This is a genomic window from Cellulosimicrobium sp. TH-20 (genome assembly GCF_002105775.1).
Taxonomy (GTDB): domain Bacteria; phylum Actinomycetota; class Actinomycetes; order Actinomycetales; family Cellulomonadaceae; genus Cellulosimicrobium; species Cellulosimicrobium funkei.
The window spans coordinates 1,729,436-1,747,527 of the sequence record NZ_CP020857.1 but is presented as its reverse complement, the minus strand read 5'-3'; the positions used below and the strand labels follow the sequence as shown (position 1 = coordinate 1,747,527).

Sequence of the window (18,092 nt, the reverse complement as noted above, 5' to 3'; positions counted from 1 at the left end):
GGTCGCCGACTGCTCAGGCCCCGAGGACGGCGCGGAGGAACTCCTGGGTGCGCTCGTGCCGCGGCGAGGTGAACATCGTCTCGGGGTCGGCCTCCTCGACGATGCGACCGTGGTCGAACATGAGCACCCGGTGCGAGACGTCGCGCGCGAACTGCATCTCGTGCGTGACGATGAGCATCGTGATGTCCGTCGTCTCCGCGACCTCGCGCAGGACGCCGAGCACGTCGGCGACGATCTCGGGGTCGAGAGCGGACGTCACCTCGTCAAGGAGGAGGATCTCCGGGTCCATCGCGAGCGCCCGCGCGATCGCGACACGCTGCTGCTGGCCGCCGGACAGCTGCGTGCAGCGGGCGTCGCGCTTGTCCGCGAGCCCGACCTGCTCGAGCAGCTCCTCCGCACGGACCGTCGCCTGCGCGCGGGTGAGGCCGAGCACGTGCATCGGCGCCTCGACGATGTTCTCCAGCACGGTCATGTTCGGGAAGAGGTTGAACTGCTGGAAGACCATGCCGACGCGGCGCCGGATCGGGCGCCGACGCTTCTCGGGGATCGCGACCCGCTTCCCGTTCCGCATCTCGTGCGTGTACGGGTCGCCGTCGACGAGGATGATCCCGCCGTCCGCCTCCTCGAGGGTCATGAGGAGCCGCAGGATCGTCGTCTTCCCGGACCCGGAAGGCCCGATGAGCGTGACCCGGTCGCCGCGCGCGACACGGAAGTCGAGCCCGTCGAGCACGGTGTTGTCGCCGAAGCGCTTGACGACCCCCCGGAACTCGATCATGGGGACCACGTCGGGGTCGACGGAGGCCGTCTGGGCGGGGGACGTCGCAGGGACCGGCGTGCGGGCACCCTCGGGCGCGGTGGTCTCAGGCAAGGCGATTCTCCAATCTGCGGACGAGGAGCGAGGTCGGGTAGCTCGCCAGGAGGAAGAGCAGGCCGACCATCGTGAGCGCCTCGGTGTAGACGAACGTGCGGGCCCCGAACTGCTGCGCGGCGGTGAACATCTCCACGACGCTGATCGCGAAGAGGAACGGGGTCTCCTTGAACATGGAGACGGCGTAGTTCCCCAGCCCCGGCAGCGTCTTGCGGATCGCCTGCGGCAGCACGACCGCGCGCCACACGCGCGACCGCGGCAGGTCGAGCGCCTTCGCGGCCTCCCACTGGCCGCGGGGGACGGCGTCGATCCCCGCCCGGTAGACCTCCGACATGTAGGTCGCGTAGTGCACGCCGAGCACCGCGCAGCCGACCACCAGCGCCGGGACGCCCGGCAGCATGAGATAGACGAACACGAGCTGCACGAGCAGCGGCGTCGACCGGACGAACTCCACGACGAGGCCCACGGGGGCGCTGACCCACCGCGACGGCGAGCGTCGCACCAACGCGACGAGGAGTCCGAGCACCGCGGCGATCGCCGTGCCGACGACCGTCGCGAGCAGCGTGATGCGAAAGCCCTCCAGGATCGGCGGGAGCGCCTGCGCGGCACGTTCCCAGCTCCAGACGTCGTTCACGCGGCACCTCCCCTCGCCGTGGCCGGGACCGGTGCGAGGCGGAGCACCTCACGGAGCGACGGTCCGCGGCCGAGCCGGTGCTTCGCCCGGACCTCGAGGGCGTTCATGCCGAGCGTCAGCGCGTAGGCGAGCGCGAAGTAGACGAGCAGGCCTACGGAGTAGGAGAAGAACGTGTCCTGCGTGCCGCGGCGGAGCTGCTCGATGAAGTAGTTGACGTCGTGCAGCAGGATGTAGGTGGCGAGCGCGGACCCCTTGAGGAGCTGGATCAGCAGGTTGGTCAGCAGCGGGATCATGAGCGCCCACGCCTGAGGCAGGATCACGCGGCGCAGCCGGTACACGGGACCGAGGTCGAGCGCGACCGCCGCCTCCCACTGCCCGCGCGGCACGGCGTTGATCGACCCGCGGACCACCTCGGCTCCGTACGCGCCGTAGTTGAGCCCGAGCGCGAGGATGCCGCACGCGAGGGACTCCATGCGGAAGCCGAAGACCGGCAGGACGTAGAAGAGCCAGAAGAGCTGGACGACGAGCGACGTGCCGCGGAAGAACTCCACGACGACGCGTGACGGGCCACGGACCCACAGGCGGTGCGCACGCGAGCCGAGACCGAGCAGCAGCGCCAGGACGAGAGCGAGCGCGGCACCGCCCAGCGTGAGCTGGAGGGTGACCAGCACGCCCTCGCCGAGCCGCGGCAGCGCGTCGAGCAGCGTGCTGAGGTTGTCGGACACCCGGCGTCCCTCAGGAGCCCGCGCCGAGCTCCGGGGCGAGCTCGGTGGCGAGGGCGTCGAGGTCGCCGGCGCAGAGCTTCTCCGTGGTGAGGCCCTCCACGGGACGCTCGGCCGCGGTGAAGCCGAACTCCCCCACGATCTCCAGATAGCGGTCCTCGTTGGCGACGATCTCGGCGAGCTTCTCGTTGTACGCCTCGAGCAGCGCGGTGTCGCTCGTGCGGAAGACGGTCCCGCCGGCACCGATCTGGGGGACGCCGTCGATCTCGGCGACGAACGACTCGGTGACCTCCACCGGGGCGTCGGAGCTGTCCGCGAGGTGGTTGAGCGAGATGCCGGTGAGGGCGAAGGCGTCCGCGCGCCCGGCGACGACGGCGTCGAGACCGTCCTGCGGCGAGCCGACCTCGAGGTTCTCGATGCCGAGCTCTCGGGCGTAGTCGCCCTCGATGGCACCCGTCATCGTTGCCAGCCGGACACCCGCGTCGGCGGCGGACTGCATGTCCGTCAGGCCGTCGGGGTTCCCCGCGGGCGTCATGAACGCGGTGGTGTACATGAACTCCGGCTCGCTGAAGGCGGCTTGCGCGCAACGGTCCGGGAGGATCGACATCCCGGCGCTGACGGCGTCGAACCGGTTCGCGGTGAGCCCCGGGATGAGGGAGCCGAACTCGGTGTTCACACCCTCGACCGTCTCGATCCCCAGCTCGGCGAAGATCGCGCGGTGGAGCGCGACGGTCGCCCCGGTGAGCTCCCCGCCCTCCTCGTAGCTGTAGGGGGCCTCCCCGGCGAAGCCGACGGTGATGGTGCCGCGGTCCTGGAGCGCCTCCAGCGCGCCGCCGTCCGCGGACGCGGTCCCGGGCTCGCCGGCGCCACCCCCGTCGACGCTCGTGCAGGCTGCGGTGGCGGCGAGGAGGACGACTGTGCCGGCACCCAGCAGGGCGCGGCGCCGGTGCGCGGTGGTTCGCGTGGAAGTCATGGTTCCCTTCGTGCCCGTCGACGCCGGGGCGTGACGGTCGTGGCTGGTTGGACGGTCGACCACGTTAGCCCTCTGTCGACCGTTCGACAATCGAACGGTCAGAGCGTCTGATTGTCTACAATCGATGCCCACGTGCGCGTTCGTCCGATCGAGCGTCGCCGACAGGGGATGATGTGATACCCGATCGTGACCTCGATCGACCGCACGACCACGACCTCGGAGGGAGAGAGCCGATGAGCCCGGCCTCGCGCGCACCGCTCACCGCACCGTTCCTCTCGCCGGTGACCCGACCGTCGACGGTCGACCTCATCGCGCGCGAGCTGCGCGACGCGATCTACTCTGGCGCGCTGCGCGTCGGCTCACCCATCCGCGAGGTCGAGATCGCCGGGCAGCTCGGGGTGAGCCGCGGCCCCTTCCGCGAGGCGGCCCAGCGGCTGGTCCAGGAGGGCCTGCTCACCGCGACGCCGGGACGCGGCCTGAGCGTCGTGACCATCGGGCGCGACCGCATCCCCGCGCTCTACGCCGCGCGCACCAGCGTCGAGACTGCCGCGGCGCGGCTCGCCGTCGCCCGCGCCTCCGAGACCGACGTCGCGTCCGTCCGCACCGCGTACGACGCGCTCGTCACGGCCGGAGCCTCCCAGGACCCTCGCCGCATCGGCGACGCCGACCTCAACCTGCACTGGGCGCTCGTCGCGGCGGGAGGGAACCCGTGGCTCCTGCGGTGGATGACCACCCTCATCGTCGAGGTGCGCGTCGCCAGCTTCACCGTGAGCGACGAGTACGCCGTGCGTGCCGACTCGGCGGCGTCCCACGAGGAGATCGTGACCCGCCTCGAGCAGCGGGACGCCGACGGCCTGGTCACGGCGATCACCGCCAACCTGGACGCGGCGGTCGCGCGGCTCACCGCCCCGCAGGACGCCGACGTCGAGACGCTCGAGGAGCCCCACCCCGTCCCGCCGCCGCGCCTCGACCCCATCGAACCGACCGGCCTGCTCTGAGCCGCACGCTGCGGTCGCGCGGGTCTGATCAGCGAGACACGACGACGACGCGGTACCGCGTGCCCGTCTGCGAGACCTGCCACTCCCCGACGTCGCGCACGCTGCCCGCGGGGATCTCGGGCGCGTACGTGTCACCCTCGACCACGGTGTCGATCTCGGTGACCACGCACCGGTCCGCGTCGGCGACGGTCGCGGCGTAGAGCTGGGCGCCGCCCATGACCCACACCTCGTCGGAGCCGCTCGCGCGGGCCGCGGCGCGAGCGTCCGCGAGCGCCGCGTCGACCGACCCGGCCACGCGCACGGGCGCGCCGCCCTCGCCGGCGGGGCGGCCGCCGTCGGGCACCCATGCCTCCTGGCGCGTGACGACGACGTTGAGGCGCCCCGGCAGGGGCCGGAACCGCGGCGGGAGCGAGTCCCACGTGCGGCGGCCCATGACCACGGGGTGGCCCGACGTGACGCGCCGGAAGTGCGCGAGGTCCTCGGGCAGGTGCCACGGCATGGTGCCGCCCGCGCCGATGACGGGCTGCCCGGCGGCGTCGCGCGCCTGGGCCCAGATCAGTCCGAGCATCAGACCGCGATCGGCGCCTTGATCGTCGGGTGGTGCTGGTACCCGACGACCTCGATGTCCTCGTACTCGTAGGCGTCGATCGAGTCGCGGGGCGCGAGGCGCAGGGTCGGGTACGGGTACGGGTCGCGCGTGAGCTGCTCGCGCACCTGCTCGACGTGGTTGTCGTAGATGTGCACGTCGCCGCCGGTCCAGACGAAGTCGCCGACCTCGAGGCCGGTCTGCGCGGCGACCATGTGGACGAGCAGCGCGTACGACGCGATGTTGAACGGCACGCCGAGGAAGAGGTCCGCCGAGCGCTGGTAGAGCTGGCACGACAGCTTCCCGTCGGCCACGTAGAACTGGAAGAACGCGTGGCACGGCGGCAGCGCCATGTTCTCGATCTCCCCGACGTTCCACGCGGAGACGATGTGCCGCCGCGAGTCGGGGTTCGCCTTGATCTGCTCGATCACCTGCGCGACCTGGTCGACGTGGCGGCCGTCCGGCGTCGGCCACGAGCGCCACTGCACGCCGTAGACGGGTCCGAGCTCGCCGTCGGCGTCGGCCCACTCGTCCCAGATGCGCACGCCGCGCTCCTGGAGCCAGCGCACGTTCGAGTCGCCGCGCAGGAACCACAGCAGCTCGTACGCGACGGACTTGAGGTGCACGCGCTTGGTCGTGACGAGCGGGAAGCCCTGCGCGAGGTCGAACCGGAGCTGGCGGCCGAACACGCTGCGCGTGCCGGTCCCCGTCCGGTCGCCCTTGGGCGTGCCGTGCGCGAGGACGTCGCGCAGGAGGTCCTCGTACGGGGTGGGCACGGGCCCGGGCGCGCTGCCCGACGGCGCACGCTCGCCCTCGGTCGCCACGGCAAGGGTCGAGGAGGGTGCGTCGGGGGCCACGGTCGCCAGTGTCGGTCGTCGCCACGGGGTGGGTCAAACACCGCGGCCGGCCAGTCCCCACGTCGACGGTCCGCGACCTCGCGGCCTCGCGGTCGGCGTGACGCACGTCATGTCACGCGACGACGTCCGGATCGGTCGGAGGGGTAGGGACGTCGGAGAGGCGCCCACAAGCACCGGGAGGCTCGTGATGGAACGGATCGTCGTCGTCGGCGGGGGCTACGCCGGGTTCACCGTGGCTCGGGAGCTCGAGAAGGACCTGCGGCGCGAGCTGCGGCGCGGCGAGGTCGAGCTCGTCCTGGTCGACCCCCGCCCGTACATGACCTATCAGCCGTTCCTGCCCGAGGTGGTCGCGGGCTCGGTCGAGGCACGCCACGCAGCGGTCTCGCACCGACGCCACCTGCGCCGGACGCGCCTCGTCGACGGCACGGTCACGCGCATCGACCACGCGGACCGCGCGGTCGTCGTGCAGCCCCGGTCCGGTCCGGCGTACCGGCTGCCGTACGGCACCGTGGTCGTCACCGCAGGCGCGGTGACGCGAGTCTTCCCCGTCCCGGGCGTCGCAGAGCACGCGATCGGCCTCAAGCACGTCGAGGAGGCCGTCGCCGTCCGAGACCGCCTGCTCACGTCGTTCGACCGTGCCGCGAGCCTGCCGCGGGGTCCGGAGCGCGAGCGCCTGCTCACCGTGACGTTCGTCGGCGGCGGGTTCTCCGGGGTCGAGGGCTTCGCCGAGCTCCTGTCGCTCGCGCACGACCTCCTGCACCTCTACCCCGAGATCGCGGCGCCCGAGGTGCAGTTCCACCTCGTCGAGCGGAGCCCACGGATCCTGCCCGAGGTCACCGACCGCCCCGGCCGCTGGGTGGTCGGCCGGCTCGAGGCCCGCGGGGCGCACGTCCACCTGGGCGCCGGGCTCGAGTCGGCCGAGGGCGGCGTCGTCCGGCTCTCGACCGGGGAGGAGTTCGCCTCGGGCCTCCTCGTGTGGACGGCGGGGAACGCCGCGAACCCCGTCGTCGCGACGCACACCGACCTGCCCGTGGACGCTCGGGGGTACGTCGTCACGCGAGCGGACCTCCGGGTCGGCACCGGCGACGAGCTCGTCCCGGACGCCTGGGCCGCGGGAGACGGGGCAGCCGTGCCGGATCTCTCGACCGCCCGACCGGGTGCGCTCACCGTGCCCAACGCGCAGCACGCCGTGCGGCAGGGGCGACGCCTCGCACGCAACCTGGTCGCCGTCCGGCGTGGGCGCCCGACCCACCCCTACCGGCACCGCAGCCTCGGTGTCGTGGCGACGCTCGGGATCGGGACGGGCCTGTTCGAGTACCGCGGGCTCGTCGTGCGCGGCGCGCTCGCCTGGCTCGCGCACCGCGGGTACCACGTGCTCGCGATCCCCACCTGGGAGCGGAAGGTCCGGGTCCTGGCGGTCTGGCTGACCGCGGCGGTCTTCGGACGCGACGTCGTCTCGCTCAGCGCCGTGCAGCGTCCGCGCGCCGCGTTCGTCGCCGGCGTGCCGCGGGCGGACGTCGGCTCCACCGAGGCGAGCACCGCCGGGCACGCCGACGCCGCGCCACGGGCTGCGGCGACGCACGGCGACGAGCCGGCTCGCGTCGCCTGAGGCGGTACGCGGCCGCGCGTCAGGCCGCGGCCGCGTAGCCGCCGAGCTTCTCCGGGTTCACCTGGAGATACACGTGCTCGATCCCTCGCGCCGTCACGTCGAGCGACACCAGGGCGAACGGCGCGTCGTCGACGACGACGAGGAGCGCGGGGCGACCGTTCGCCTCGACGTCGTGCACCACGGCGTCCGCCCAGTACTTGCGCCACACGTTGTCGAGGAACAGCGACACCCGCGCGAGCCCGACGAGCTCGACGCGCGACGCGCGGACCTTCCCGCCGCCGTCAGGGCGGGCGACCACGTCGTCGGCCAGGTACCGCTCGAAGCGGGCCAGGTCGCCGTCGTGCGCGGCGGCCACGAACTCGTCGAGCAGCCGACGGTGCTCTCCGGGGTCCACCGGGACCGCCGGGCGCGCGCCGAGCCGCTCCCGCGCCCGACGCGCGAGCTGTCGGGCGTTCGCCTCCGTCAGGTCGAGGATCTCCGCGACGCGCCGGTACGGGTAGTCGAACGCCTCGCGGAGCACGTAGACGGCGCGCTCGACCGGCGCGAGCCGTTCGAGGAGCACGAGGGTCGCGATCTCGAGCGCCTCGGCCCGCTCCGCGCCCAGCGCGGGGTCGTCCGAGGTGTCGACGGGCTCGGGCAGCCACGGACCCACGTACGTCTCGCGGCGCGCACGGGCGGACGTCGCGGCGTTGATCGCGAGCCGCGTCACCGTCGTCGTGAGGAACGCCGCCGGGTTCCGCACCACGGACCGGTCCGCGCCCTGCCAGCGGACCCACGCCTCCTGCACGACGTCCTCCGCCTCCGTCGCGCTGCCGAGCATGCGGTAGGCGATGCCGAAGAGCCGGGACCGGACGCTCAGGAACGCGTCGAGAGCCCCCTCGTCCTCCCGGACGACGGGGCTCTCGGGCGTTCGTGGGCCGAGACTCATGCAGCCACGCTACGACGCGGACCAGGCTCGCGCGGCCCTGCCGCACGACGACGTCACGCGACGCGCTCCGCGTGCTGCGCGAAGGTCGTGGCACCTCGCAGGGACTCCCCCCGGGGCACGAGCGCGTCCTCGACGAGCTGCGCCCCGAAGTAGGTCGCCTCCGGGTCCGCGACCACCTCCCGGTCGTCGCCCTGCGCCGCGAGCGCCTCGCGGACGAACTCGTCGAAGCGGAACCGCTCCGGCCCCGCGAGCTCGACGACGTCCGCGAGCGGCACACCCGTCGCGACGTCGGCCACGGTGCGCGCGACGTCCGCCGAGGCGACGGGCTGGAACGCGACGGGCGGGATGTGCACCACGCCGCCGACGGTCGCGCCGTCCGCGATGGAGCGCGCGAACTCGAAGAACTGCGTCGCGCGCACGACCGACCACCCGTGCCCGGAAGCACGCACGAGCCGCTCCTGGGCGACCTTGGCCCGCAGGTAGCCGGCGTCGGTCCGGTCCGTGCCGACGATCGACAGGACGACGTGGTGCCCGATCCCGGCGCGGGCCTCCGCGTCGAGGAGCGTGCGGGTGGACGTCTCGAAGAACCGCAGGACGTCGTCGTCCGCGAACGACGGCGAGTTCGACACGTCGACGACCACGTCCGCACCCGCGAGCGCCTCGTCGACACCCGCGCCGGACAACGTGTCCACGCCGGTGCTGGGCGCGGCGACGACCACCTCGTGCCCGGCGTCGCGCACGTCCTGCACGACCTGGCTCCCGATCAGCCCGGTGCCTCCGACGACGACGACTCTCATGATGTCTCCTCTCTCCGGCGCGGCGGGTGCCGCGCACCACCCTCACGACCGGACGACCGTCCCCGGTGTGACAGGCACGCGCGCGCGGGAATCGCGCGCGCCCGCCGCACGTTCCCCGGAGGGCGGACGCTCCGACGCCGCGACCCGACGAGTGCGAGGATTCACGCATGACGACGCAGCCTGCCGAGAACACCCTGAGCGCCGCCGACGAGGCCGCGCACGACGTCCCCGCGCCGTCGCCCGCCCCGGCCGACGCGCTCTGGGTCGAGCGCACGGGCACCCGCACGTACACGGGCCGGTCGGCGCGCGGCGCCGAGGTCTCGATCGGCCCGGCGAGCGAGGGTGCGGTGTTCACGCCCGGCGAGCTGCTGAAGATCGCCCTCGCCGCGTGCGCGGGCATGAGCACGGACCGCACGTTCGCCCGCCGCCTCGGCGACGACTACGCCGTGACGATCCACGTCCAGGGCGACAAGCTCCTCGAGGAGGAGCGCTACCCGAAGATCACGGGCACGTACGACATCGACCTCACGTCGCTCGACGACGACGCGCGCGACCGTCTCGTCACTGTCGCCGCGCGAGCGATCGACAAGGCGTGCACGGTAGGACGGACGGTCAAGGCCGGCGCCGAGGTCGAGTACCTGTTCCAGCCGGAGGGTGCCGGCCGCGAGGTCGAGACCCAGGCCTGACCACGGGATGACGGGAGGCGCCATGGCGCACCAGCAGGACCCCTCGAGAAGCCCCGTGCCGCGCGGCGGCGTGCCCGAGTACGGGACCCCGCCCCCGGACGCCGGGCGCAGGGACCTCTCGACGCAGGACGCGGTCGAGTGGTCCGCCTACCGGCCGACGCCGCTGCTCGACGCCGCGCTCGACAAGGCGGTGACGATCCCGTCGCACGTCATCCGGGCGCACGTCGACTCCGTGCGCCGTCGCAACCCCGAGGCGAGCCCCGCGCAGATCGTCCGGATCCTCGAGCGCGAGTACCTGCTCGTCATCCAGACGGCGGGCGGCGCCGTCGGCGCGGCAGCCGCCTTCCCCGCGGTCGGGACGGGCGTGGGGATCGCGCTGACGTCGAGCGACGTCGCGACGTTCTTCGCGTCCTCGGCGGCCTTCGCGCTCGCGGTGGCGGACGTGCACGGCATCGCGGTGGACGACGTGGGCCGCCATCGGGCGCTCCTGCTCGCGACCGTGCTCGGCGAGAAGGGCGCGCGCGACGTCGAGCGCGCGACCCAGGGGTCGGGCCTCGCGTGGGGCAAGGTGCTCCTGACGAGCATGCCCGCCGGGACGCTCGTCAAGGTCAACAAGGCGCTCGGCAACCGGTTCCTGCGCACCCAGCTCGCGAAGCAGTCCGGCCTCGCGCTCGGTCGGCTCGTGCCGTTCGGCGTCGGCGCCGTCGTGGGCGTGGCGGGGGCGCGGGCGCTCGGGCACGGCGTGATCGCCCAGTCGCGGCGCGCGTTCGGGCCGCCGCCGTCGGTGTTCGGCCGGCTCCTCGAGGTCGTGGAGTCGCCCGTGCAGGACGCACCGCCGCGGCTCGTCCCCGTCCCCGAGGACGCGGAGCCGCGCCGCCGTCGTCGGCTGCTGCCGGGGCGGGGACGGCGCGACCGCTCCCCCGCCCGCGACGCCGAGTGACGACCCGGGGCGTGCGGCGCGTCGCCGTCGCGCGCGAGCTCGACGTCGACGCGTCCGTCGCGTTCGCGTGGGTCGCGGACCCGCGGACCCACCCGCGGTTCATCCCCCTCACCGTGATGACGACCCCGGCGGGCCGGGGCCCCGAGGTGGGCGACCGGTTCACCATGGTGAGCGGCCCGCTCGTCCGGCGCACGGGCCGCGGATTCCCGGACCGCATGGTCGTCGAGTCGCTCGACCGCCCGTCCGTGGCGGCGGGCCGCCCGGGCAGCACGCGGATCCGCAAGCTGGGCCCGGCGCTGCTCGGCGACGCGGGCTTCGAGGTCGTGCCGCTCGGCACGGGCCGCTGCCGGGTCGTGTGGTGGGAGGAGGCGTACCTCGCCGGTCCCGTCCCCCGCGGGATCACGGCGCCCCTCGTCGGGGTCGCGCTGCGCGTCATGATGCACGTCTCGCTGCGCCGCCTCGACGCGCGCCTGCGCGCCCGCCGGTAGCCGCGAGCGGCCTGGCTGCCGGGCCGCGCCCCGCGCACGCGACGGACCGGGGCCCCACGGGACCGACCAGCGTCGGTACCGCGCGACCCCGGGTCCGGGGTGGTGGGTTCAGGCCGTCGGCCCGTCCTCCACCGGGGCGTCCTCCACCGAGGTGTCCTCCGTCGGGCTGCCCGACGGCGCACGGTCGCCCGCGGCGGTCGTCGTGGCACCCGGCGCAGCGCCGGGCGAGGTGCCGGGCACGGCCGGGCCCGCGAGGATCAGGTAGAGCTCGCGACGCGTGCGCTCCAGGAGCTCCGCAGCGGCCGTCGTCTGCTCGTCGGTGCCGGTGCGGGCGACCTGGTGGACCGCCGCGGCCACGGCCTCGACGCCTGCGCGCAGCTCGCGCCGCGGGCGGCCGCCGCGACCGGCGGCGTCGGCGAACGGGTCGCCCAGCTCGTCGGCGTGCTCCGCGACGTACGCGGTGCCCGCCTCGGTGAGCGTCGCGAGGCGGCGCCCGCCGTCGGCCGAGAGCTCGACGAGCCCCTCGTCCTGGAGCAGGTTCAGGGCCGGGTAGACCGCGCCGGGGCTCGGGCGCCACTGGCCCTCGCTGCGCTCCGCGATCTCCTGGATGACCTGGTACCCGTGCATGGGCTGCTCGGCGAGGAGCAGCAGGACGGCGGCGCGGACGTCGCCGCGGCCGGCACGCCCGGGGCCGCGACCGCGGCCTCCGTGCCGTCGACCGCCGTGACCGGGACCGAAGCCGGGCCCGCCCGGGCCGAACCCGGGGCCTCCCGGCCCGGGGCCGAACCCGCGACGGTCGTCGGCCGGACCGCCGGGGCCGAAGCCCCGGCCGCCGTCGGCCGGTCCGCCGAACCCGCGCCCGCCACCGCGGCGGGCTCCGCCGCGGCCGCGGGGGCCGTCGCCGCGGAACCAGGCCGCGTCGTCGGGCACGGGCGGGAAGCCGTCGCGACGACGGCGGTCCGGGCGCGGCCCGGGTCGCTCGCCGAACGGCTGGGACATGTTCTGGACGTTCTCCGGGGTCCTGCCCCGGTGCTGGTGTGCGTGGTGCATGAGAGGTGTCTCCTGTACGTGGATGCTCGAGGGCTCCGGGTGATCCGCGGAGCGTGGCGGGCCGGTCCGGCCGCGCGGTCGTCGCGAGCCGCGTCTCGGGCTCAGCGATACGGTAACGATATATCGCTAGAATATCGCTGTCAACACCCCCGCCGCTCGCGTGCCGTCCCAGGACGCGCCCACCTCCCGGACGTACGCTGACTTCCAGCAGCCAACCGGCAGCCCACCAGCAGCACCGGACGCATCCCCCGTCCGGCACCCACCCGGGCCGCACCACCCCGGCGGCCCGGCTCCCGCGAGGAGGCGGCGATGCGCCCAGGCCAGCCCCGGCACTACCTGATGTGCCGGCCGACGTACTTCACCGTCAGCTACGAGATCAACCCCTGGATGGACCGGCACACACCGGTCGACACCGCGCTCGCGGTCGCGCAGTGGGAACACCTGCGCGACACCTTCCGCGACCTCGGCCACACCGTCGAGACGATCGACCCCGTCCCCGGGCTGCCGGACATGGTCTACGCGGCCAACGGCGCGACCGTCGTCGACGGCCTCGTCTACTCCGCGCGCTTCGCCCACCCCGAGCGCGGGCCCGAGGGCCCCGCCTACCTCAAGTGGTTCGCCGACCACGGGTACGTCACCCACCTCGCGGAGCACGTCAACGAGGGCGAGGGCGACCTGCTGCTGGCCGGCGACGTCGTGCTCGCCGGCACCGGCTTCCGCACCGAGCGCGCCGCGCACGCCGAGGCCGCGGCCCTGTGGGGCCGGGAGGTCGTGACGCTCGAGCTCGTCGACCCGCGGTTCTACCACCTGGACACGGCGCTCACCGTGCTGCGCGGCAACGAGGGCACCGCCGGCGCGCACGCCGACGACGCCGCCCACCCCGACGATGCCGCCCACCCCGCGCTCACCGGCCCGCCGGCCGTCGACGTCGTCTACGTGCCCGCCGCGTTCTCCCCCGCCGCGCAGGAGGTGCTGCGCGAGCGCTACCCCGACGCGCTCCTCGCGACCGAGGAGGACGCCGCCGTGCTCGGCCTCAACGCCGTGAGCGACGGGACGCACGTCGTGCACTCGCCGCGCGCGGGCCGCCTCGCCGCGGCGCTGCGCGAACGTGGCTACGAGACGGTCGCGGTGGACACGTCGGAGCTCCTGCGCGGAGGCGGCGGGGCAAAGTGCTGCACGCTCGAGATCCGCGAGCCCGCCGTCCACGCCCCGGCGCCGACCGGGAGCGCGTCGTGACCGCCCAGGAGGTCCGCGCGTCGGACGGCGGCACGGGCGCGAGCAGCGCCACCGGCCCGCTCGACGGCGGCCGGCCCGCTGACGGCAGCGGCGGCGGCGCGCTCGCGCACAACTACCACCCGCTGCCCGTGACGGTCGCGAGCGCCGAGGGGTCGTGGGTCACCGACGTGACCGGTCGCCGCTACCTCGACCTCCTCGCGGGGTACTCGGCGCTCAACTTCGGGCACCGGCACCCCGCGCTCGTCGACGCCGCCACGCGCCAGCTCGGTCGCGTCACGCTCACGTCGCGCGCGTTCGACCACGACCTCCTGCACCCGTTCGCCGAGGCGCTCGCGGCGCTCGTCGGGCCGCTCACCGCGGGCGGGGCGGACTCCCTCGTGCTCCCGATGAACACGGGCGCGGAGGCCGTCGAGACCGCGATCAAGACGGCGCGCAAGTGGGGCTACGACGTCAAGGGCGTGCCCCAGGGCGAGGCGACGGTCGTCGTCGGCTCCGGGAACTTCCACGGCCGCACGACGACGATCGTGTCGTTCTCCGACGACCCCGACGCCCGACGCGGGTTCGACCCGTACACGCCGGGGTTCCGCCTCGTGCCGTACGGCGACGCCGACGCGGTCGCCGCCGCGATCGACGACACGACCGTCGCGGTACTCCTGGAGCCGGTGCAGGGCGAGTCGGGCGTCGTCGTGCCGCCCGACGACTACTGGCCGCGCCTGCGCGCGATCACGACCGCGCGGGACGTGCTCCTCGTGGCCGACGAGATCCAGTCCGGCCTCGGGCGCGCCGGGGCGACGCTCGCGACCGAGACGTGGGGCGTGCGGCCCGACCTCGTGACCCTCGGCAAGGCGCTCGGCGGCGGGATCGTGCCGGTCTCGGCCGTCGTCGGGCGGCGCGACGTGCTCGAGGTGCTCACGCCCGGGACGCACGGCAGCACGTTCGGCGGCAACCCGCTCGCGTGCGCGGTCGGGCTCGCGGTCGTCGAGCTGCTGCGCACGGGCGAGCCGCCGCGACGCGCGCGCGAGCTCGGCGCCGCGTTCCAGGACCGGCTCACCGGGCTCGTCGACGCGGGCCTGCTCGACGGCGTCCGCGGCCTCGGCCTGTGGGCGGGCCTCGACCTCGACCCGGCGCGCGGGACGGGCCGCGACCTCTGCGAGGCGCTGCTCGCGCGCGGCGTCCTCGCCAAGGACACGCACGGCTCGACCATCCGCCTCGCTCCCCCGCTCACCATCGCGGCCGAGGACCTCGAGACCGGGCTGTCCGCCCTGGAGGACGCCCTGACGGACCTGGCGCGGGGTCGGTAGAGTCCGGAGGGTGACCACGCCCGAGCCCACCGCACCCGGTACCACCACCCTCGCGTCGTCCCTCGACGACCTGCGTCGCGCGTACGCCGACCTGCAGGCGCTGGGGCTGAGGCTCGACCTCACGCGGGGCAAGCCCTCGGCCGAGCAGCTCGACCTCTCCGAGGCCCTGCTCGCGCTCCCGGGCGAGGGCGTGCACACGGACGCCGACGGCACGGACGTGCGCAACTACGGTGGCCTCGACGGGCTGCCCCAGCTCCGGCGCATCTTCGCCGAGCTGCTCGGCGTGCCCGTCGAGCAGCTCCTCGCGGGCGGCAACGCGAGCCTCACGCTCATGTACGACACGCTCGTGTACGCGACGCTCTTCGGCGTCCCCGGGTCCGAGCGCCCGTGGGGCCGCGAGGAGAAGGTCCGCTGGATCTGCCCCGTGCCCGGCTACGACCGCCACTTCTCCGTGTGCGAGGCGCTCGGCATCGAGATGGTCACCGTCCCCATGACGGCGGACGGCCCCGACGCCGCGGCCGTCGCCGCGCTCGTCGCCGACGACCCGACGATCAAGGGCATGTGGGTCGTGCCGACGTACGCGAACCCCGACGGCTCGGTCGTCACGGAGGAGGTCGCGCGGGCACTCGTGTCCGTGCCCGCCGCCGCCCCCGACTTCCGCATCCTCTGGGACAACGCGTACGCCCTGCACCACCTCACCGACGACGAGGTCCGCAGCGCCGACGCGATCGCGCTCGCCGCCGAGGCCGGCCACCCGGACCGCGTGCTCCTCTACGCCTCGACGTCGAAGATCACGTTCGCCGGCGCGGGCGTCGCGTTCCTCGCGTCGTCCCCCGCGAACGTCGCCTGGTACAAGAAGCACCTGTCCGCCCAGTCCATCGGCCCGGACAAGGTCAACCAGCTCCGGCACGCACTGTTCTTCGGCGACGCCGACGGCGTGCGGGCCCACATGCGCAAGCACCGCGACATCATCGCCCCCAAGTTCGACGCCGTGACGAGCATCCTCGCCGACCGCCTCGGCGGCACGGGCGTCGCGTCGTGGACCGAGCCGAAGGGCGGCTACTTCGTCAGCCTCGAGGTCGTGCCGGGCACCGCGTCGCGCGTCGTCGAGCTCGCGAAGGGCGCCGGCATCGCGCTCACGCCCGCGGGCGCCCCGTTCCCGTACGGCAAGGACCCGGAGGACAAGGTCCTCCGCCTCGCCCCGACCCTCCCCCCGATCGAGGAGGTCCGCGTCGCGATGGACGGCGTCGCGACGTGTGTCCTCCTCGCGGCCGCGGAGCACGCCGCGCGGTAGACGGCCCCGGACCCGCGAGGTAGAGCCTCCGGTCGCGACGTAGAGCCCCCCGGGTTCTCCCTCGCGGCCGGGGGCTCTACCTCGTTCCGGCGCGTCTCTTCGCTCCTGGCGCATCGCGCTGGTCAGCCTCCCCTCGTCCGGCGCACGATGGAGGAGGTGCACGACCGATGAGTTCTGCCGGCCCGGGCGGTCGGTGGGTGCGTGGGTGGCCCGGACGCTCCGGGCGGCCCGTCGGCAACGGCCAGGAGGGGACATGACCGAACCTGCACGCGGCGACCTCGCCGTCGAGGCGCGCGGCCTCGTCAAGCACTTCACGACCGGGAAGTCGGTGACCAAGGCGGTCGACGGCATCGACCTCCTCATCCCCGAGGGCACCGTGTTCGGCGTCCTCGGGCCGAACGGCGCGGGCAAGACGACCGCCGTCCGCATGCTCGCGACGCTCCTGCGCCCCGACGCGGGCACGGCGCGCGTCCTCGGCCACGACGTCGTGCACGACGCCGACAAGGTGCGTTCCGTCGTCGGGCTCACCGGGCAGTACGCGTCGGTGGACGAGGACCTCACGGGCACGGAGAACCTCGTCATGCTCGCGCGGCTGTACGGGTTCCTCGGCGGTACGGCACGCGGTCGCTCGGCGGAGCTGCTCGACGCGTTCGGGCTCGGGGACGCGGGCGACCGCCAGGTGAAGACGTACTCGGGCGGCATGCGGCGGCGCATCGACCTCGCGGCGAGCCTCGTCATGAGCCCGCGCGTCATCTTCCTCGACGAGCCGACCACCGGGCTCGACCCTCGGAGCCGCAACCAGGTGTGGGACATCGTGCGCGTGCTCGTCGCCGACGGCGCGACCGTGCTGCTCACGACCCAGTACCTCGAGGAGGCGGACCAGCTCGCCGACCGCATCGCCGTGATCGACCACGGCAAGGTCATCGCGGAGGGCACCGCGACCGAGCTCAAGCGGTCGGTGGGCGAGGGCGCGGTGCACCTGCGCCTCGCCGACGCGACGCAGCGGGGCCGGGCCGCGGAGGTCGTGGGCGCGCTGCTCGGCACGGACATCACGCTCGCGAACGACCCGTACGCGTTCACCGCGCGCGTGCCCGACGACGGCGCGGCGGACGTCGCGCGGATCCTGCCCGCCCTCGGCGACGAGGGGATCGTGGTGCCCGAGTTCACGCTGGGCCAGCCGAGCCTCGACGAGGTGTTCCTCGCGCTCACCGGCCAGCCCATGGACGACGACGAGACGATCGAGGAGGTGGCCTGATGGCCGCGGACCCCACGACCACCGCCGCGGAGCTGCGCGCCCCGGAGGCGAACGCGCTGCGCGCGGCGGTCGCGCTCGACCGGCGACCGGACCGGCCGTCGCCCGTCTCGGCGACCCTGACGTACACGTGGCGCGCGCTGCTCAAGATCAAGCACGTGCCCGAGCAGCTGTTCGACGTCACGGTCTCGCCGATCATCTTCACGCTGATGTTCACGTACCTGTTCGGCGGCGCGCTGGCCGGCGACGTGCAGAGCTACCTGCAGTTCCTGCTGCCCGGCATCCTCGTGCAGGCGGTGCTCTTCACGACGATCTACACGGGCTACACGATGAACACGGACATCAGCAAGGGCGTGTTCGACCGGTTCCGGTCGCTGCCCGTGTGGCGGCCCGCGCCGATCGTCGGCGCGCTGCTCGGCGACACCGTGCGCTACACGATCGCCTCGGTCGTGACCCTCGCGCTCGGCCTCGTGCTGGGCTTCCGCCCGCCGGGCGGCGTCGTCGGCGTGGTCCTGGGGATCGTGCTGCTGCTCGTGTTCGCGTTCGCGCTCAGCTGGGTGTTCACGGCCCTCGGGCTCGTGCTGCGCTCCCCCAACGCCGTCATGGGCACGTCGATGCTCGTGCTCATGCCGCTCACGTTCGCGTCGAACATCTTCGTCGACCCGTCGACGATGCCCGTCGTGCTGCAGCGCTTCGTCGACGTCAACCCGGTCACGCACCTCGTCACCGCGGTGCGCGGGCTCATGGCGGGCGAGCCCGCGACGGAGGGGATCGTGTGGGTCCTCGTGGCGTCCGTCGTGCTCACCGCGATCCTCGCCCCGATCACCATGCGGCTGTACCGCAACCGGAGCTGACCGCCCGCCCGGGCACCAC

The 18,092-nt window shown here is 74.1% G+C and carries 19 protein-coding genes; 10 read left to right on the top strand and 9 right to left on the bottom strand.

Translation table 11 applies throughout. The features are described from left to right. Positions 1–13: 13 nt before the first annotated feature. The 4 genes from ehuA to B8281_RS07800 all read right to left on the bottom strand — a co-directional run bounded on the left by ehuA (position 14) and on the right by B8281_RS07800 (position 3,197). Positions 14–775, bottom strand: coding sequence for an ectoine/hydroxyectoine ABC transporter ATP-binding protein EhuA (ehuA, locus tag B8281_RS07815; protein ID WP_034654335.1), 762 nt, complete (start codon positions 773–775; stop codon positions 14–16). A gap of 85 nt (positions 776–860) precedes the next feature. Next, complete coding sequence (gene ehuD, locus B8281_RS07810; RefSeq protein WP_034654309.1) at positions 861–1,502, bottom strand: ectoine/hydroxyectoine ABC transporter permease subunit EhuD; 642 nt, start codon at positions 1,500–1,502, stop codon at positions 861–863. Continuing rightward, complete coding sequence (ehuC, locus tag B8281_RS07805) at positions 1,499–2,227, bottom strand: ectoine/hydroxyectoine ABC transporter permease subunit EhuC (RefSeq protein ID WP_085387415.1); 729 nt, start codon at positions 2,225–2,227, stop codon at positions 1,499–1,501. Before ehuC ends, ehuD begins: the two co-directional genes overlap by 4 nt. Positions 2,228–2,237: 10 nt before the next feature. Beyond that, a complete protein-coding gene (locus tag B8281_RS07800) occupies positions 2,238–3,197 on the bottom strand; it encodes a transporter substrate-binding domain-containing protein (protein WP_085387414.1) in 960 nt (319 codons plus the stop codon). 233 nt (positions 3,198–3,430) lie between these two features. On the opposite strand from B8281_RS07800, the gene B8281_RS07795 reads away from it, so the two are divergent. Then, on the top strand, positions 3,431–4,195 hold the full coding sequence (locus B8281_RS07795; RefSeq protein ID WP_051028107.1) for a GntR family transcriptional regulator: 765 nt from the start codon (positions 3,431–3,433) through the stop codon (positions 4,193–4,195). A gap of 28 nt (positions 4,196–4,223) precedes the next feature. Here B8281_RS07795 and B8281_RS07790 read toward each other — a convergent pair whose 3' ends face one another. Then, entirely contained in the window at positions 4,224–4,763 is a 540-nt protein-coding gene (locus B8281_RS07790; protein WP_198163181.1) for a dihydrofolate reductase, read from the bottom strand. Beyond that, positions 4,763–5,557, bottom strand: coding sequence for a thymidylate synthase (locus B8281_RS07785; protein ID WP_085388668.1), 795 nt, complete (start codon positions 5,555–5,557; stop codon positions 4,763–4,765). Before B8281_RS07785 ends, B8281_RS07790 begins: the two co-directional genes overlap by 1 nt. A gap of 268 nt (positions 5,558–5,825) precedes the next feature. Here B8281_RS07785 and B8281_RS07780 point away from each other — a divergent pair, with 268 nt between their 5' ends. Continuing rightward, the gene (locus B8281_RS07780; RefSeq protein WP_085387413.1) at positions 5,826–7,247 is read left to right on the top strand and encodes an NAD(P)/FAD-dependent oxidoreductase; all 1,422 of its coding nucleotides are present in this window, start codon (positions 5,826–5,828) and stop codon (positions 7,245–7,247) included. Positions 7,248–7,266: 19 nt separating this feature from the next. On the opposite strand, the gene B8281_RS07775 is transcribed toward B8281_RS07780, so the two are convergent. Together B8281_RS07775 and B8281_RS07770 are read right to left on the bottom strand one after the other, a co-directional pair. After that, a complete protein-coding gene (locus B8281_RS07775; protein WP_085387412.1) occupies positions 7,267–8,175 on the bottom strand; it encodes an RNA polymerase sigma-70 factor in 909 nt (302 codons plus the stop codon). Between the two features lie 53 nt (positions 8,176–8,228). After that, positions 8,229–8,972, bottom strand: a complete 744-nt coding sequence (locus B8281_RS07770; protein ID WP_085387411.1) for an SDR family oxidoreductase — start codon at positions 8,970–8,972, stop codon at positions 8,229–8,231. Positions 8,973–9,139: 167 nt separating this feature from the next. Here B8281_RS07770 and B8281_RS07765 point away from each other — a divergent pair, with 167 nt between their 5' ends. From B8281_RS07765 to B8281_RS07755, 3 genes are read left to right on the top strand one after another with little or no spacing between them, the layout of a single operon-like run. Then, positions 9,140–9,658: an OsmC family protein gene (locus B8281_RS07765; RefSeq protein ID WP_085387410.1), complete on the top strand. Its 519-nt coding sequence runs from the start codon at positions 9,140–9,142 to the stop codon at positions 9,656–9,658. A gap of 22 nt (positions 9,659–9,680) precedes the next feature. Further along, positions 9,681–10,598 (top strand): hypothetical protein, encoded by a 918-nt coding sequence (locus B8281_RS07760; RefSeq protein ID WP_232322718.1) that lies wholly within the window; start codon positions 9,681–9,683, stop codon positions 10,596–10,598. Positions 10,599–10,609: 11 nt separating this feature from the next. Next, entirely contained in the window at positions 10,610–11,086 is a 477-nt protein-coding gene (locus B8281_RS07755; protein ID WP_051028110.1) for an SRPBCC family protein, read from the top strand. A gap of 108 nt (positions 11,087–11,194) precedes the next feature. Here the strand turns inward: B8281_RS07755 and B8281_RS07750 are convergent, their stop codons facing one another. After that, complete coding sequence (locus tag B8281_RS07750) at positions 11,195–12,136, bottom strand: PadR family transcriptional regulator (protein ID WP_085387409.1); 942 nt, start codon at positions 12,134–12,136, stop codon at positions 11,195–11,197. Positions 12,137–12,445: 309 nt separating this feature from the next. Between B8281_RS07750 and ddaH the strand changes: the two genes are divergently transcribed. The 5 genes from ddaH (at position 12,446) to B8281_RS07725 (ending at position 18,073) form a co-directional block, all read left to right on the top strand. Further along, positions 12,446–13,372 carry a dimethylargininase gene (gene ddaH, locus B8281_RS07745; protein WP_085387408.1) on the top strand — a complete coding sequence of 309 codons (927 nt, stop codon included), beginning with the start codon at positions 12,446–12,448 and terminating at the stop codon, positions 13,370–13,372. After that, complete coding sequence (rocD, locus tag B8281_RS07740) at positions 13,369–14,673, top strand: ornithine--oxo-acid transaminase (RefSeq protein WP_085387407.1); 1,305 nt, start codon at positions 13,369–13,371, stop codon at positions 14,671–14,673. Before ddaH ends, rocD begins: the two co-directional genes overlap by 4 nt. A gap of 10 nt (positions 14,674–14,683) precedes the next feature. After that, positions 14,684–15,967, top strand: coding sequence for an aminotransferase class I/II-fold pyridoxal phosphate-dependent enzyme (locus tag B8281_RS07735; protein ID WP_085387406.1), 1,284 nt, complete (start codon positions 14,684–14,686; stop codon positions 15,965–15,967). Positions 15,968–16,220: 253 nt separating this feature from the next. Beyond that, positions 16,221–17,222 (top strand): daunorubicin resistance protein DrrA family ABC transporter ATP-binding protein, encoded by a 1,002-nt coding sequence (locus B8281_RS07730; RefSeq protein WP_034651234.1) that lies wholly within the window; start codon positions 16,221–16,223, stop codon positions 17,220–17,222. Further along, the gene (locus B8281_RS07725) at positions 17,222–18,073 is read left to right on the top strand and encodes an ABC transporter permease (RefSeq protein ID WP_051028222.1); all 852 of its coding nucleotides are present in this window, start codon (positions 17,222–17,224) and stop codon (positions 18,071–18,073) included. The genes B8281_RS07730 and B8281_RS07725 overlap by 1 nt, the downstream gene beginning before the upstream one ends. Positions 18,074–18,092 lie beyond the last annotated feature (19 nt).